Below are 14923 nucleotides of genomic sequence, written 5' to 3'. Positions count from 1 at the left end.
GATTGTTTCCTTCGGAAGCGACCGGAGGAAGCGTGTCCCGGGCTTCGGTAGCCGCTCGGGACCTGCCTGCTGAACACGGTCGCCTGGAGGGGTACGGGGGTCACCCGTTGCTCGATTGTGCCACATGTTGAGACCGCTCCCATGGAGGGAAGTCGTTCACTTTCGCCGTCCCGGTGTTAACCTCACCGCATCGTGTAATACTCAAAATCCATGCCGCCTCTTACATCGACGGATCCCCAGATGGACCTGACCTCCTACGCGGAGCTGGCCGTACTACTGATCAACAGCCCTGACCGGCTCACCGGTCTCGAAGGGCTGCGTCTGCTCCTGGAAGAGGGCGGCCGCTACCGGCCCGGCTGCCGCATCACCAGGAGCGACCTGGAGGCCCTGCGCGACCTGCGCGAGGAGCTGATGATCGTGTTCGAGACCGCCGAGGCGGGCGACGAGGAGGCGGTGGTCGACCGGCTCAACTCGCTGCTGATCCACCACCCGGTCCAGCCCCAGATCTCCGGTCACGACGGCGAGCGCTGGCACCTGCACCTCACCGAGGGCGGCCGGATGGCCGACCAGTACGCGGTGGGCGCGGTGATGGGACTCGCCACCATGATCACCGACCTCGGCGTCGACCGGCTCGGCCTCTGCCAGGCGCCGCCCTGCCGCAGGGCCTACCTCGACACCTCCTCCAACCGGTCGCGCCGCTACTGCTCGGAGCGGTGCGCCAGCCGGGCCAACGTCGCCGCCTACCGGGCCCGCCAGAAGGTCGTCCAGTAGGTCCCCGGCCAGGGGGCCCACGGATCCCGCCGGAGACCCGGCAGGTAGATCCTCGGCCGGGGCCCATCGGCCCCCACCGGAAACCCTGCCGGCAGGCAATCGGCCAGGGCCTATCGGACCCCGCCGAAGCTCCGGCCGACAGGCTCTCGGCCAAAACGCCTACCGGACCCACCGGAGATCCGGCCAGAGTCCTGCCAGGGCCCCGGAAACCCTGCCGGAAACCCGGCAGGGGCCCTGCCGAGGCCCTCGGTCAGGGCCTACCGGCCCCACCGGAAATCCGGCCAGGGTCCTGCCGGGGCCCCGGAAACCCAGCCGGGGCCTTGCCGAGGCCCTCGGTCAAGGCCTACCGGCCCACTGGAAACCCGGCCGAGGTCCTGCCGAGGCCCTCGGCCATGGCGTGGTCTACCGGACCCGCCGGAAATCCGGCCAGTAGCGCAGCACCACCCGCCCGACGATCGACGACGGCGGCAGCGCGCCGAAGTCCCAGCTGTCGCGCCGGCCGGAGGCGCGCTGGTTGTCGCTCTCCAGCCACCAGCCGCCGTCCGCCTCCCACGCGGCGCGCTTGACGATGAGCACGGCGGGATCGGACGGCAGCCGGGCGACGACCAGGTCCCCGGGCCGCACGGCCGCGCCGCGCCGCACCCAGAGCCAGTCGCCCGGCCGCAGCGCGGGCAGCATCGACTCACCCGCGACACGGACTCTCATCGAGCGTAACCCCCTCCCGCACGGGCATTCGGGGACGAGTAAGGTCGTTAACCGGACCATTCTGAACCCGGCATCAAGGAAGGATTTCCGATGCTCGCACGACTTATGCGCCCCAAGCACATCGCCTCGGCGCACTGCGACCTGCCCTGCGGTGTGTACGACCCGGCCCAGGCCCGCATCGAGGCCGAATCCGTCAAGGCCATCATGGAGAAGTACGCCGGAAACGAGGACCCGGTGTTCCGCGCCCGCGCGCTCTCCATCAAGGAGGAGCGGGCCGAGCTGGTCAAGCACCACCTGTGGGTGCTGTGGACCGACTACTTCAAGCCCCCGCACCTGGAGACCTACCCGCAGCTGCACCAGCTGTTCTGGGAGGCCACCAAGCTCGCGGGCGCGGCCGGCGGCAAGGGCACGGTCGACGTCGGCAAGGCCGACGAGCTCCTCGGCAAGATCGACGACATCTCCAAGATCTTCTGGGAGACCAAGGCCGCCTAAAACCCTCACAACGATCTCGTGAGGAGGGCACCGGTAGTCCGGATCAAGGAAACGTCCAAGGGACACTCCCTTGATCCGGATCGGGGCCCGCGGGGGCGCGCCGCCGCCGGCCCGCCGTCCGGGTCGCGAGGCCTCGATCTCGCCTGAACAGGCCGGATCTCCGCGCGTCGGCGCGGCCCGGCACGGGCCGGATCGCGACGCGCCGGAGAGGCCACAGGTACAGTGCCCCTTTTGCGTATCTTCAGGGGTTCTTGACGGTGGCAAATCGCCTCGATCGCGAGTCCAAGCGGGCCAACTACCGTCTCAGGGCTGTAGGTTGCAGTCAGCGACTCTGCGAGGAGGAACGTGACCGAACACACCGAGGCGCCCGCGGTCGGCATGGGCGGGATCCGTGACGTGGTGAGCGTCCGGCTGCCGGCGACGAGTGCCTATCTGTCCGTGCTGCGTACGGCGACAGCCGCGCTTGCCGTACGGCTGGACTTCACGCTGGACGAGATCGAGGATCTTCGGATCGCGGTCGACGAGGCGTGTGCGATGTTACTGACCCAGGCCGTTCCCGGCACCGATCTGACTGCCGAGTTCGAGCTCACCGGGCAGCTGATGAAAGTGCGGGTCGAGGTCAGCACGGTGGGAAGCACCCCTCCGAAACGCGACGACTTCGCGTGGATGGTGCTCACCGCCCTGGCTGACGATGTGGATGCCGTAACCGACTCCCCCGACCGTATGGCGATCGTCCTCCGCAAGCGCCGAGGCGCGGCGAGGCCGGCGTGACGGAAAGGACTCGTGCCATGGCCGCCAGCGACCACGCGGTGCCCGACCGGGTGCGTGCGCGCCTGCTCTTCGCGGAACTGGTGGAGTTGACCTCCGACGACCCGCGACGCCAGCGCATCCGCGACGAGCTCGTCGAGCTCCACCTCCCCCTCGTCGAATACCTCGCCCGCCGGTTCCGCAACCGGGGTGAGTGGCTGGACGACCTCACCCAGGTCGCGACCATCGGGCTGATCAAGTCGATCGACCGCTTCGATCTCGGCCGCGGGGTGGAGTTCTCCACCTACGCGACCCCGACGATCGTGGGCGAGATCAAACGTCACTTCCGCGACAAGGGCTGGGCGGTCCGCGTGCCGCGCCGGCTGCAGGAGCTCAAGCTCTCGCTCACCAAGGCGATCAGCGAGCTCTCCCAGCGGGAGGGGCGCGCGCCGACCGTGGCCGAGCTGGCCGCGTTCCTGAAGATGAGCGAGGAGGAGGTGCTCGAGGGGCTGGAGTCGGCCAACGCCTACTCCACGGTCTCCCTCGACGCGCCCGACTCCGGCGACGACGACGCGCCGGCGGTGGCCGACTCCCTCGGGATCGTGGACGACTCCCTGGAGGGCGTCGAATACCGCGAGTCGCTCAAGCCCCTGCTGGAGCGGCTGCCCCCGCGTGAGAAGCGGATCCTGCTGCTGCGTTTCTTCGGCAACATGACGCAGTCCCAGATCGCCACCGAGCTCGGCATCTCGCAGATGCACGTGTCCCGGTTGCTCGCCAGGACCCTCGCCCAGCTTCGCGAGGGTCTCACCGTCGACGACTAGCCGGACGGCTGGTCCTCCTGGTCCCCGTAGAGGACGCGCGTCGTCGGCGGGGACAGCAGCGTGACCAGTCCGACCACCGCGAGGGCGATCAGCGAGAAGCCGATCGCCCGCTGGTCGGACTGGATCAACGTGACCGAGACCGGGATGGCGAAGATCTGGGTCAGCACGGCCGGACTCCGGGCCCATCGCTCCGACCGGATCAGTCCCCAGCCGACCCAGAGCAGGCCGGCGCCGACGATGATCCCGAACGCGGCGACGGCGATCGAGCTCATCAGGTCCGACGGCCGGCCGATCACCGTCTCCACACCGGCGTAGCCGCCGAGGAGCAGGGCGGTCGCGCCTTCCAGCGCCATGACGGCGGCGGCGACGGTGAGGGTCATCGGGCGGTTCGACACGCGGCCAACCCTATCGCCGGGTACGGTCGCCCGCCTCTTCGCCGCCTCCGTCCGGTTTCCGGCGGATACGCTGAGGTCATGCGCGCGATGCTCCTGGTGAATCCGAAGGCGACGACGACCAATCAGCGAACCAGGGACGTTCTCATCAGGGCGCTGAGCGCGACGATGAACCTGACCGTCGAGGAGACGGAGTACCGGGGGCACGCGACACAGCTCTCCCGCAAGGCGCACGCCTCCGGCTACGACGCGGTGGCCGTGCTGGGCGGCGACGGCACCATCAACGAGGCGGTGAACGGGCTGCTCGACCCGGTCGACGGCAAGGCGGGCGACGAGGGCACCTCGGCCGACCGGCCCGCCCTGCTCGCGATCCCCGGCGGCAGCGCCAACGTCTTCGCGAGGGCCCTGGGCCTGCCGAACGACCCGGTCGAGGCGATGGGGGCGATCCTGGAGGCGATCCGCGACGGCCGCAGGCGGACCGTCGGGCTCGGCCAGGCGATCTGGGAGGACCACAGTAGATATTTCACGTTCTGTAGCGGTCTGGGGTACGACGCCGAGGTGATCAGGGCCGTCGAGGGGATGCGCGGCACCGGCCGCAAGGCGACACCCACCCGCTATGTGAACACCGCGTTACACCACTACCTGTCGACCGACAAGCGCCACCCGCCGATGACCGTCGAGGGTCCGGACGTGCCGCGGACGGGCGGCATCTTCATGGCCGTCGTCTCCAACACCTCCCCCTGGTCGTTCATCGGCCCGAGGCCGGTCTCCCCGACCCCGTGGGCGAGCTTCGAGACCGGGCTCGACCTGCTGGGCCTGCAGCGTCTCGGCCTGCCCTCCATGCTCCAGCTGATGCCCCAGATCATCGGGGTCCGCGACACCCTGCCGACGGGCCGCCACCTGGTGCAGCTGCACGACGAGAAGGAGTTCACCCTGAGCTCCCGGCGCCCGGTGGCCTTCCAGCTGGACGGCGACTACCTGGGGGAGGTCGAGCGGATAACGTTCCGCTCTATCCCCGACGCGTTACAGGTCTTGGTCTAATCGGTTACGTGCGGCCTGTGTGACGCATCCGACATCCATTTCGGGTAAAACGTTCTCCCAAACCTCTTGCGTGTACTAAGCGTGGCTGACAATCTCAAGATTGACGTCGGAACGTAGGACCTTTGAGCGGCCACCTCGCTCCCAGGCCACCGACGATCAAGCGGACAGACCCCCGACCCGAACCACGGACCGGGGAACCGTTCGCGCTGGTTAGTGAAACTCTTCACAAAGTGAGCCGCTGGAGCCGACGCAAGGGCTCCTCATACGAAGGAGTGGACGCATGGACTGGCGCCACAGAGCTGCCTGCCGTGACGTGGACCCCGAGCTGTTCTTCCCGATCGGCAACACCGGCCCCGCCCTGATGCAGATCGAGGAAGCCAAGCAGGTCTGCAACACGTGCAGCATCAGTGAAGCGTGCCTGAAGTGGGCGCTGGAGTCCGGGCAGGACGCCGGCGTCTGGGGCGGCCTGAGCGAGGACGAGCGACGCGCGCTCAAGCGCCGCACGGCCCGTGCCCGCACCCGCACGAGCGTCTGACCCGGCCGCCACACCCGGACGTCGCGGTGAGAACGCCCCGGCCGTATGCCTGCCGGCCGCGCTTCTCGCCGAGCTGACCACCACGCCCGGACATCGCGGCGAGAACGCCCTGGCTACGTGCTTGCCGACCGCGCTTCTCGCCGAGCTGACCCGGCCGCCACACCCGGACGTCGCGGTGAGAACGCTCCTTCCCGGCTCCCTCTCCTCACGGGCCGGGCGACGGGCACGCCCCGAGGGCGTGACCTGACGCCGTTCCCCCTCCCCCGCTCAGATCGCGGGGAGGGGAATGCTCAGGCTCACCTCGGTCCCGCCGCCCTGGCGCGGCTCGATGGCGAGCCGCCCGGACAGTTCGCCCACCACCAGGGTCCTGACGATCTGCAGGCCGAGACTGGTGGTCTGGTCGAGATCGAAGTCCTCGGGCAGCCCGCTGCCGTCGTCGGACACGATCACGTCCAGCCGCTCGGCCCCCCGTGACACGATCACCTGCAGCCTGCCCTGACGCTGCGCGAGCCCGTGCTGGACCGCGTTCTGCAGCAGCTCGGTGAGGACCATCGCCAGCGGCGTCGCGACCTCCGAGCGCAGCACCCCGAACGTCCCGACGCGCAGCGGCACCACCTGCGTCTCCGGGGCAGCGACCTCTCCCGTCATCGCGATCACCCGGTCGGCGATGTCGTCGAAGTCGACCTGCTCCTCGGGCGTGTGGGAGAGCGTCTCGTGCACGATCGCGATCGACCCGACCCTGCGCACCGCCTCCTCCAGCGCCTCCCTGCCCTCCGGCAGCTGCATCCGCCTGGCCTGGAGCCGCAGCAGCGCGGCCACCGTCTGCAGGTTGTTCTTCACCCGGTGGTGGATCTCCTTGATGGTGGCGTCCTTGGTCATCAGCTCCCGCTCGCGGCGCCGCAGCTCGGTCACGTCCCTGATGAGCACCAGCGCACCGATCCTCCCGCCGCCGACGACGAGCGGGATCGCCCGCAGCTGCACGACCGTGCCGCCCGACTCCACCTCCGTCTCCCTGGGCTCCCGCCCGCTCGCGACGAGCATCAGGTTCTCGTTGATCGGCTCGTCGGAGTAGCAGAGCGTCGCGGTCGTACGGCCCAGCTCCGCGCCGACCAGGTCGGCGTTGAGGCCCAGCCGCCGGTAGGCCGACAGCGCGTTCGGCGAGGCGTACGTGACGCGGCCCGCCCGGTCGAGCCGGAGCAGGCCGTCGCCCACCCTCGGCGAGCGGACCAGGATCGGCTCGGCGCCGGAGAACGGGAATCGGCCCTCGGCCACCATCTGGGCCAGGTCGGAGGCGCTCTGCAGGTAGGTCAGCTCCAGCCTGGAGGGGGTGCGCGCGGAGGACAGGTTCGTCGAGCGCTGGATGACGCCGAGGAAGTGGTCGGCCCGCCGTACCGGGATGGTCTCCTCGCGGACCGGCACCCCGCTCGACCAGTCGGGGTCGCCCTCGCGGCAGATGCGCCGCTCGTTCCAGGCGGTCTCCAGGAGCGGGCGCTCCCCCTTGGCCGCCGTCATCCCCACGATGTCGTCGTGATAGACCGTCGGCCCCGTGGTGGGTCTCATCTGCGCGATCGCGATCCAGCCCGAGCCCTCCTTCAGCGGGATCCACAGGATCAGGTCCGCGAAGGAGAGGTCGGCGAGGAGCTGCCAGTCGGAGACCAGCGAGTGCATCCACTCCAGGTCGGCATCGTCGAGCGCGGTGTGACGAACCGCCAGGTCGCTTAGAGTCGGCACCCGTGCATCATGCGTTCTTTGCAGGCCCGAACGCGAATCGGGTGAGTCCGGCTGGAAAGATGCCGCCTATGGAGGAGACCCCCGATCCGCTGGCCCGGTTCCGCGCGGCGGCGGCCACGAGGGAGGCGGCAGGGCTGCGGCGGGTCCTGCGCGCCCGCACGCCCGACGACGACGGCCTGATCGACCTGGCCTCCAACGACTACCTCGGCCTGGCCAGGGACGAGCGGCTGGTCGAGGCGGCCGTGGCGGCCACGCGCGAGTGGGGCACCGGCTCCACGGGTTCCCGCCTGGTCACGGGTTCCACGGCCCTCCACACGCGCCTGGAGACGCGCCTGCGCGCCTTCTCCGGAGCCGAGGGCGCCCTGGTGTTCTCCTCCGGCTACCTGGCCAACCTGGCCGCCGTCGCCGCCCTGGGCAGGGGCGCCCTGGTGGTCTCGGACGCGGGCAACCACGCGTCGATCGTGGACGCCTGCCGGCTGTCGCGCTCGCGGGTCGTGGTCACCCCGCACCGGGACGTGGCGGCCGTGGAGAGGGCGCTGGCCGTCCGGGAGGAGGAGCACGCGATCGTGGTCACCGACGCGGTCTTCTCCGTGGACGGCGACCTGGCCCCGCTCGCGGAGCTGCACGCGGTGACCGCGCGGCGAGGCGCGCTGCTGGTCGTCGACGAGGCCCACTCGATCGGGGTGATCGGCGCCCGCGGGCAGGGCGCCGTACACGCCGCCGGGCTCGCCGCCGAACCGGGCGTTGTGAGAACGATCACACTGTCCAAATCCCTGGGATCGCAGGGCGGCGCGGTGCTGGGCGCGCCCGAGGTGATCCAGGCCCTCGTCGACACCGGACGCTCGTTCATCTTCGACACCGGACTGGCGCCGGGCAGCGTGGCGGCGGCACTCGCGGCCGTCGATATCCTTCACCAACTGCCCGAACTGCCCGGACGCGCGCGGGCCAGGGCGAGGGAGCTGGCCGCGATGGCCCGCGACCTCGGCCTGGAGACCGGCGATCCGGCGGGTGCGGTCGTCCCGATCGTGCTCGGCCCGCCCGAGGCCGCGCTCCGGGCCGCCCTCGTCTGCGCGGAACACGGGGTGCGCGCCGGATGCTTCCGGCCGCCCTCGGTGCCGGCCGGCCGCTCTTGCCTGCGGTTGACGGCACGGGCCAATCTGAGTTCCGATGATCTAGCGGTGATCCGGGGTGCGCTCACCGCCGTGGCCGAGATGAAGGTGACCATGTGAGCGACGACTCCCCGAGGATCCCGAAGTACTACGACGTAAAACGCAGCCTGCTCACCCTCACCAAGAGCCTGCCCGCGGGCAGCGCGCTGCCCCCCGAACGGGCCCTCGCGGTCCGCTTCGAGACGTCGCGCACGACCGTGCGCCAGGCCCTGTCCGAGCTCGTGGTCGAGGGCCGCCTGGTACGAATCCAGGGCAAGGGGACGTTCGTCGCGCAGCCCAAGGTCGCCCAGGTCCTCCAGCTGACCTCCTACACCGGGAACCTGAGGACCGCCGGCCTCGAACCCGACACCAAGATCCTCGACACCAGTTACGTCACCGCCGACGAGCCGCTCGCCCGCCGCCTGGCCATCAACGCCGGTGGCCGCGTGCTGCGCATCCACCGGCTGCGCCTGGCCAACGGCGAGCCGATGTCGATCGACACCACCCACCTGTCGGCCCGGCGCTTCCCCCGCCTCAGGCGGGAGCTGGAGGTGCACTCCTCGCTGTACGAGACGCTGTACAACGCGTACAACGTGCGGCTGACCGACGCCGAGGAGATCATCGAGACCGTGCTGGCCACCCCGTACGACGCGCAGGTGCTCGGGGTCGACGTCGGCCTGCCGATGCTGCTGCTCACCCGGCACGCCTTCGACGCGGACGGCAACCCGGTCGAGTGGGCCCAGTCCCTGTACCGGGGAGACCGCTACAAGTTCGTCACCCGCCTGCGCCGCCCCTGACCCCGCACCCGGGCCGTCCCGAGGCAGCGTCCGCCTAAGGTGAGACGGGTGAGCATTCTCGTGGTCACCGGGACCGACACCGGGGTGGGAAAGACGGTCGTCACCGCGGCGGTGGCCGCGCTCGCCGGGGAGCGGGGTTCCTCGGTGGCGGTGGTGAAACCCGCGCAGACCGGGGTGTCCGGCGCCGATCCGGGCGACGTCGACGACGTCATCCGGCTGTCCGGGGTACGGACGACCTTCGAGCTGGCCAGATACCCCGCCGCGCTCTCCCCGGCCGCGGCGGCGCGCCTGTCCGGCCTGCCGCCGGTCTCCGTCGCGCGGGCGGCGGCCCGGATCGAGGAACTGGCCGGCTCGCACCGGCTGGTGATCGTCGAGGGGGCGGGCGGGCTGCTCGTCCGCTTCGACGAGGAGGGGGCGACGCTGGCCGACCTCGCCCGCGCGCTCTCTGCCCAGGTTCTCCTGGTGACCAGGGCCGGGCTGGGCACGCTCAACCACACCGCGCTGACCCTGGAGGCGATGGCCCACCGGGGGCTGGAGCCCGCCGGGGTGGTGATCGGCTCCTGGCCGGCCGCACCCGGCCTCGCCGAGCGGAGCAACGTGGCGGACCTGGAGATGCTGGCCGCCCGGCCGCTGGCGGGAGCCCTCCCGGAGGGCGCCGGGTCGCTGGAGCGCGACGCCTTCGCCCGCGCGGCCCGCGCGGGGCTGGGCCCGGCACTGGGCGGCGGCTTCGACCCCGCCGCCTTCCGCGCCACCCTTAGGCTTTCCCCGTAGCCGAAGCCGCGGATCCTCTCCACCCCGGAGGTACCAGATGAGCGACATCCTCGAAACAGCCCGGACGCAGGTGCTGGAGGAGGGCCGCGGTCTCGACGCGGCGCAGGCGCTGCGCTGCCTGGAGCTGCCCGACGACCGCCTCGCCGAGCTGCTCGCCCTCGCCCACGAGGTGCGCATGAAGTGGTGCGGCCCCGAGGTGGAGGTCGAGGGGATCGTCTCCCTCAAGACCGGCGGCTGCCCGGAGGACTGCCACTTCTGCTCGCAGTCGGGACAGTTCTCCTCCCCGGTACGCGCCGTCTGGCTGGACATCCCCTCACTGGTCGAGGCCGCCAGGGAGACCGCGGCGACGGGGGCCACCGAGTTCTGCATCGTGGCCGCCGTACGGGGCCCCGACCGGCGGCTGATGGACCAGGTCCGCCAGGGCGTGAAGGCGATCCGCGAGGCGATCGACATCAACGTCGCGTGCTCGCTGGGCATGCTCACCCGGGAGCAGGTGGAGGAGCTCGCCGAGATGGGCGTGCACCGCTACAACCACAACCTGGAGACCGCGAGGTCGCACTTCGGGCAGGTCGTCACCACCCACACCTGGGAGGAGCGCTGGGACACCTGCCTGATGGTGCGCGAGGCCGGGATGGAGCTGTGCTGCGGCGGCATCGTGGGCATGGGCGAGACGCGCGAGCAGCGCGCCGAGTTCGCCGGGCAGCTCGGCGAGCTGGCGCCCGACGAGGTCCCGCTGAACTTCCTCAACCCGCGTCCCGGCACCCCCTTCGCGTCCTTCCCGCTGCTGGAGGGGCCGGAGGCGCTGCGGACGATCGCCACCTTCAGGCTCGCGCTGCCCCGCACGATCCTGCGCTACGCGGGCGGCCGCGAGCTCACCCTGGGCGACCTGGGCACCCGTGACGGCATGCTCGGCGGCATCAACGCGATCATCGTGGGCAACTATCTGACCACCCTGGGCCGTACGGCCGAGGCCGACCTCGGCCTGCTGGTGGACCTCAAGATGCCCATCAAGGCGCTCTCCGACACCCTCTGAGCCCCGCGCGACACTCCTCGCGGGGACGCGAGGAGCCCCGCGGACCGGCGGTCACCCCGGCGGGTTCCCGCTCCCGCCCGCACCCGATCCCGTACGGCCCGCGGGGGCTCGCGGGGGGCTCGCGGGGGCTCGCCACCAGGGGTTGGACGGCCTATTTCCGGATAGACGCGATATGTGTCAGCCGCATTAGCCGAAGGGATCTGGGCAGGGTGAACAATCCCTGTCCGGCTAAGTGACTGACTGGTAGGTTGCGCGATATGGAGTCTCCCAAGCACGCAGGTGACATAGCGGTCGCCGTCTCCAAGGCATACGGCATCGAGACGATGTTCACCCTGTCCGGCGGGCACGTCTTCCCGCTCTACGACGGTGCGGTCCACGAGGGCATGCCCATTCTGGACGTCCGCCACGAGCAGAGTGCCGTCTTCGCCGCCGAGGCGACCGCGCGGCTGACGCGCAAACCCGGGCTGGCCGTGCTCACCGCGGGCCCGGGCATCACCAACGGCGTGAGCGGGGTGGCCACCGCGCACTTCAACGGGTCCCCCGTGGTGGTCATGGGAGGCCGCGCCCCGCAGTCGCGCTGGGGCTCGGGCGCGCTGCAGGAGATCGACCACCCGCCGCTGTTCGCGCCCATCACCAAGCTGGCCTTCACCGGCTCCGGCGCCGACTCCGTCGCGCAGGACGTGGAGATGGCCTTCCGCACCGCCCTCGCCCCGCACCGCGGCCCCGTCTTCCTCGACTTCCACATGGACCACCTCTTCTCGGCCGCGCCCGCGCTGGAGGAGGCGCCCGAGACGCTGACCCCCTCGCCGCTGGAGCCCGACCCCGACGCGCTGGCCGCGATCGCCCAGCTGATCGCCGAGGCCCAGCACCCGGTGCTGGTGCTCGGCTCGGACGTGTGGATGGACCGCGCCGAGGAGGTCGCCAGGAGCTTCGTCGAGGAGTACCGCCTGCCCGTCATCCCCAACGGCCAGGGCCGCGGCATCCTGCCCGCCGGTCACGAGCTGCTGGTCACCCGGGCCAGGGGGATGGCGTTCTCGCAGGCCGACCTGGTGATCGTGGCGGGCGCCCCGATCGACTTCCGCCTCGGCTACGGCTGGTTCGGCGGCAAGGACGGCGCCCCGCTCGCCAAGGTCGTGCACCTGGCCGACGCGCCGTCGCAGCTGACCACGCACATGGATCCCGCGGCCGTCGCCGCCGGAGACCTCTCGCTGCTCTTCTGGAGCCTCGGCGCGGCCTGCGCCAACGCGGGCGTCTCCCCCAAGACCTACGCGCCCTGGGTGGCGCGGCTGTCCGAGGCCGCCTCGGCCGCGATCGCCGCCGACACCGCCCTGCTGGAGTCCGCGTCCGACCCGATCCACCCGATGCGGATCTACGGGGAGCTGGGCAGGATCCTCGCCGACGACGCCGTGGTGATCGGCGACGGCGGCGACTTCGTCTCGTACGCGGGCAAGTACGTCGAGCCCCGGCAGCCCGGCAACTGGCTCGACCCGGGCCCGTACGGCTGCCTGGGCACCGGCCTGGGTTACGCCATCGCCGCCAGGATCGCCCGTCCCTCCTCGCAGGTGGTGCTGCTGCTCGGCGACGGCGCGGCCGGCTTCTCGCTGATGGACGTCGACACGCTCGTGCGGCACCGCCTGCCCGTCGTGATGATCTGCGGCAACAACGGCATGTGGGGCCTGGAGAAGCATCCCATGCAGATGCTCTACGGCTACGACGTGGCCGCCGAGCTGCAGCCGCAGTGCCGCTACGACCAGGTGGTGACCGCCCTCGGCGGTGGCGGCGAGCTCGTCACCGACCCGTCGGAGATCGGCCCGGCGCTGCGCCGCGCGTTCGACTCCGGCATCCCCTACATGGTCAACATCGCCACCGACCCCTCGGTGGCCTACCCCCGGCACACCACGGGCGTCTAGGGGAGTGCCGCCGGGCTCGCGCACGAGGACCGGGAGGTCCCCGGCGCGAGCCGGTTGTCACACCCGGTGGAGCTAGGGCTTGCCGGTCGCCGTCGGCGTCGTGGAGGGCGACGGCGGGCAGTCGGTGATGGCGGCGATGATCTCCACCGGCTTGGACGGGTCCCACATCGTGCCGCCGCCCGGACGGGACTCGACCACCTCGGTGCAGTTCTCCGGCTTGACGTCGGCGCTGTAGGAGAGCGTCACCTTGAAACCCGCCTGCTTGAGCACCGCCTCCGCCGCGCCGGGCTTCATGCCGACGGTGTCCGGGACGCTCCTCTTCGGCTTGGGCGTCGGGGTCGGCGTGGGGGTCGGAGTCGGGGTCGGGGTCTTCGTCGCCGCCGTCGGGGTGGGGGTCGGTGTCTTCCTGCCCGGGGTCCTCGTCGGGGTGGGCCGGTCGTCCGGCCGCGCACGGGTCACCTGCGGAGTGGCCGTCGGTGTCTTACGGGGCCTCACCGGCTTTCCCTCCGGCTTCGTCTCCTCGGCGCTGGCCGTGGGCGCCGGATGCAGGAGGGGGTCGATAGCGGCGGTGTTCTCGGAGGCCGCCATCACGTTGATCGCCACCGCGACGAGGCCCGCGCACATCACGGCCGCGATCGCCGACACCGCGACCAGCCCGCTCTTGCGCCGCGGCTTCTGCGCGGCACGGCGGCCACGGCCCTGCGCGCCCGCCTCGAAGCCCGCCCCGGCTCCCGCCGTCGGCCCGGTGGAGTGCTGCGAGCCCCCCTGCCAGCCGCTGGTCGGCGCCTGCGATCCCTGCCAGTTTCCCGTGGGCGCGTTGGGATGCTGCGTGCCGTCCTGCCAGTTGCCGGTCGGCGCCTGGGCGTCCTGCCAGCTGCCGGTAGGGCCCTGGGCACCCTGCCAGCCCGTCTGCGGCGTGGCCGATCCCTGGCCCTGCCACCCGGTCTGTCCCTGCGGGCCCGACTGGGGAGCCTGCGCCTGCCAGCCGGTCTCCGGCGACGCGGCCCGCTGCGCGGACGAGAGCGTGTCGTCGCCCCCCTCCCCGAAGGCGGCCTGCCGCGCGGCGGAGCTCATGGCCGCTGCACTGGGGAAGCGCCGGGCCGGATCCTTGGCGAGGGAGCGCTCCACAAGCGCGCGAACCGCGGGCGGGATGTCCGGCGGCAGCGGCGGCGGCGCCTCGCGGATGTGCTTGAGCGCGATGGTGACGGGCGTGTCGCCGTCGAACGGGCGCTGCCCGGCCAGGCACTCGTACGCCACCACGCCCAGCGCGTAGATGTCCACCGCGGGCGTGACGGGCGCGCCCTCGGCCTGCTCGGGCGCGCAGTAGGCGGCGGTGCCGAGCACCATGCCCGCGTCCGTGAGCCGGCTCGCGGTGTCGGACCTGGCGATGCCGAAGTCGGTGAGCACGAGCGTGCCGTCCGAGCGCACCAGCAGGTTGCCCGGCTTGATGTCACGGTGGACGATGCCCTGGTCGTGGACCGCCTGCAGTGCCGAGGCCGCCTGGGCGATGAGGTCCATCGCGGCCCCTGGAGCGATCCTTCGCAGCCGCCCGAGGAGGCGGTCGAGCGGCTCGCCGTCGACGAACTTCATCACCAGGTATGCCGTCGCCCCCGCGCCGGGCACCTCGTGAACCCCGTAGTCGTACACGTCGACGACCCCGGGGTGGTTGATCGTCGCCATCGCCCGGGCCTCGCCCTGGAAGCGAACCAGGAAGCCCGGGTCGTCCGTACGGCCCGGGAGCAGCACCTTTACGGCGACGGTGCGGGCCAGGACGATGTCCTCGCCCTTCCACACCTCGCCCATACCGCCGGCGCCGATGCGGGTGCTTAGGCGATACCGCCCCGCCAGCGTCGTGCCTTGGGCCACCATGACTCCCCCGTAACCCTCTCCACTCCTACCTCAGAGCTCTCCAACAAAGCGGATCAGCGTCGCGGCACCGTCACGGCGCTGTAACGAAACCCTGCATGCCGTATGGCTCACAAACGAGACGCGTGCCGTAGCATCGCACAAAACCTGGCACTTTTGGGCG

15 protein-coding genes are annotated in these 14923 nt (G+C 71.3%); 11 read left to right on the top strand and 4 right to left on the bottom strand.

The features are described 5' to 3' along the window. The first annotated feature begins 240 nt into the window (after positions 1–240). Entirely contained in the window at positions 241–771 is a 531-nt protein-coding gene (locus tag ABT053_RS40555; RefSeq protein WP_344923357.1) for a CGNR zinc finger domain-containing protein, read from the top strand. A gap of 402 nt (positions 772–1173) precedes the next feature. On the opposite strand, the gene sodX is transcribed toward ABT053_RS40555, so the two are convergent. Beyond that, positions 1174–1476, bottom strand: a complete 303-nt coding sequence (gene sodX, locus ABT053_RS40550) for a nickel-type superoxide dismutase maturation protease (RefSeq protein WP_350976896.1) — start codon at positions 1474–1476, stop codon at positions 1174–1176. A gap of 90 nt (positions 1477–1566) precedes the next feature. Between sodX and sodN the strand changes: the two genes are divergently transcribed. The 3 genes from sodN to ABT053_RS40535 all read left to right on the top strand — a co-directional run bounded on the left by sodN (position 1567) and on the right by ABT053_RS40535 (position 3536). Next, positions 1567–1968 carry a superoxide dismutase, Ni gene (sodN, locus tag ABT053_RS40545; RefSeq protein WP_350976893.1) on the top strand — a complete coding sequence of 134 codons (402 nt, stop codon included), beginning with the start codon at positions 1567–1569 and terminating at the stop codon, positions 1966–1968. A gap of 345 nt (positions 1969–2313) precedes the next feature. Further along, positions 2314–2739, top strand: coding sequence for an ATP-binding protein (locus tag ABT053_RS40540; RefSeq protein ID WP_030924831.1), 426 nt, complete (start codon positions 2314–2316; stop codon positions 2737–2739). Positions 2740–2756: 17 nt separating this feature from the next. Further along, positions 2757–3536: an RNA polymerase sigma factor SigF gene (locus ABT053_RS40535; protein WP_344893659.1), complete on the top strand. Its 780-nt coding sequence runs from the start codon at positions 2757–2759 to the stop codon at positions 3534–3536. Here ABT053_RS40535 and ABT053_RS40530 read toward each other — a convergent pair. Continuing rightward, the gene (locus ABT053_RS40530) at positions 3533–3931 is read right to left on the bottom strand and encodes a hypothetical protein (RefSeq protein ID WP_350976891.1); all 399 of its coding nucleotides are present in this window, start codon (positions 3929–3931) and stop codon (positions 3533–3535) included. The genes ABT053_RS40535 and ABT053_RS40530 overlap by 4 nt on opposite strands. Before the next feature lie 78 nt (positions 3932–4009). Here ABT053_RS40530 and ABT053_RS40525 point away from each other — a divergent pair, with 78 nt between their 5' ends. Continuing rightward, a complete protein-coding gene (locus tag ABT053_RS40525) occupies positions 4010–4969 on the top strand; it encodes a diacylglycerol/lipid kinase family protein (RefSeq protein ID WP_350976889.1) in 960 nt (319 codons plus the stop codon). Positions 4970–5249: 280 nt separating this feature from the next. Further along, entirely contained in the window at positions 5250–5504 is a 255-nt protein-coding gene (locus tag ABT053_RS40520; protein WP_350976887.1) for a WhiB family transcriptional regulator, read from the top strand. 267 nt (positions 5505–5771) lie between these two features. Here ABT053_RS40520 and ABT053_RS40515 read toward each other — a convergent pair whose 3' ends face one another. Then, the gene (locus tag ABT053_RS40515; RefSeq protein ID WP_344749379.1) at positions 5772–7235 is read right to left on the bottom strand and encodes a sensor histidine kinase; all 1464 of its coding nucleotides are present in this window, start codon (positions 7233–7235) and stop codon (positions 5772–5774) included. Positions 7236–7303: 68 nt separating this feature from the next. Between ABT053_RS40515 and ABT053_RS40510 the strand changes: the two genes are divergently transcribed. From ABT053_RS40510 to ABT053_RS40490, 5 genes are all read left to right on the top strand, one after another. Continuing rightward, entirely contained in the window at positions 7304–8464 is a 1161-nt protein-coding gene (locus ABT053_RS40510; RefSeq protein ID WP_350976886.1) for an 8-amino-7-oxononanoate synthase, read from the top strand. After that, a complete protein-coding gene (locus ABT053_RS40505; protein WP_350976883.1) occupies positions 8461–9180 on the top strand; it encodes a GntR family transcriptional regulator in 720 nt (239 codons plus the stop codon). Before ABT053_RS40510 ends, ABT053_RS40505 begins: the two co-directional genes overlap by 4 nt. A gap of 48 nt (positions 9181–9228) precedes the next feature. Beyond that, on the top strand, positions 9229–9951 hold the full coding sequence (gene bioD, locus ABT053_RS40500) for a dethiobiotin synthase (RefSeq protein WP_350976881.1): 723 nt from the start codon (positions 9229–9231) through the stop codon (positions 9949–9951). A gap of 37 nt (positions 9952–9988) precedes the next feature. After that, on the top strand, positions 9989–10984 hold the full coding sequence (gene bioB / locus ABT053_RS40495; RefSeq protein ID WP_350976880.1) for a biotin synthase BioB: 996 nt from the start codon (positions 9989–9991) through the stop codon (positions 10982–10984). 257 nt (positions 10985–11241) lie between these two features. Beyond that, complete coding sequence (locus ABT053_RS40490) at positions 11242–12894, top strand: acetolactate synthase (RefSeq protein WP_350976877.1); 1653 nt, start codon at positions 11242–11244, stop codon at positions 12892–12894. A gap of 72 nt (positions 12895–12966) precedes the next feature. Here the strand turns inward: ABT053_RS40490 and ABT053_RS40485 are convergent, their stop codons facing one another. Next, entirely contained in the window at positions 12967–14763 is a 1797-nt protein-coding gene (locus ABT053_RS40485; protein WP_350976876.1) for a serine/threonine protein kinase, read from the bottom strand. Positions 14764–14923: the final 160 nt, after the last annotated feature.

This window comes from Streptosporangium sp. NPDC002524 (genome assembly GCF_040295985.1).
Classification (GTDB): Bacteria; Actinomycetota; Actinomycetes; order Streptosporangiales; family Streptosporangiaceae; genus Streptosporangium.
Note: the sequence above shows the minus strand (reverse complement) of the source record. Positions and strands in the feature narration are given on the sequence as shown.

Coding starts and splice junctions, on each gene's coding strand:
- ABT053_RS40555 (WP_344923357.1), top strand. CDS start 241: ATGGACCTGACCTCCTACGCGGAGCTGGCCGTACTACTGATCAACAGC.
- sodX (WP_350976896.1), bottom strand. CDS start 1,476: ATGAGAGTCCGTGTCGCGGGTGAGTCGATGCTGCCCGCGCTGCGGCCG.
- sodN (WP_350976893.1), top strand. CDS start 1,567: ATGCTCGCACGACTTATGCGCCCCAAGCACATCGCCTCGGCGCACTGC.
- ABT053_RS40535 (WP_344893659.1), top strand. CDS start 2,757: ATGGCCGCCAGCGACCACGCGGTGCCCGACCGGGTGCGTGCGCGCCTG.
- ABT053_RS40525 (WP_350976889.1), top strand. CDS start 4,010: ATGCGCGCGATGCTCCTGGTGAATCCGAAGGCGACGACGACCAATCAG.
- ABT053_RS40520 (WP_350976887.1), top strand. CDS start 5,250: ATGGACTGGCGCCACAGAGCTGCCTGCCGTGACGTGGACCCCGAGCTG.
- ABT053_RS40510 (WP_350976886.1), top strand. CDS start 7,304: ATGGAGGAGACCCCCGATCCGCTGGCCCGGTTCCGCGCGGCGGCGGCC.
- bioB (WP_350976880.1), top strand. CDS start 9,989: ATGAGCGACATCCTCGAAACAGCCCGGACGCAGGTGCTGGAGGAGGGC.
- ABT053_RS40490 (WP_350976877.1), top strand. CDS start 11,242: ATGGAGTCTCCCAAGCACGCAGGTGACATAGCGGTCGCCGTCTCCAAG.
- ABT053_RS40485 (WP_350976876.1), bottom strand. CDS start 14,763: ATGGTGGCCCAAGGCACGACGCTGGCGGGGCGGTATCGCCTAAGCACC.